The 249-nt window shown below is 35.3% G+C and carries 1 pseudogene; it reads right to left on the reverse strand.

The window, feature by feature from the left end:
* Positions 1 to 249: pseudogene (locus M3205_RS26095) on the reverse strand (IS5/IS1182 family transposase); the annotation flags it as partial.

Below are 249 nucleotides of genomic sequence, written 5' to 3' on the forward strand. Positions count from 1 at the left end.
CTGCTTACGCACTTGTTTCGGATATTTGCGTTTACTTCTTATGGATTTTCGTTCTATAACGTCTGAAGATGCTTCAATCTGTTTATCATATTCGGTAACGACTTCGTCCACTTTTTGAACGTATTGAGTGAGCTCTTCCAATGATAACTGTTCGTCGCTTTCACGTTTAATTTCAGGAATGATTTCGTTCTCAAGAAGCTCACTATATAGCTGATTTGATTTTTCAATTACACTTTGATGATATTTTTC

Source organism: Cytobacillus firmus (assembly GCF_023715565.1).
GTDB lineage: Bacteria > Bacillota > Bacilli > Bacillales > Cytobacillaceae > Cytobacillus > Cytobacillus firmus_C.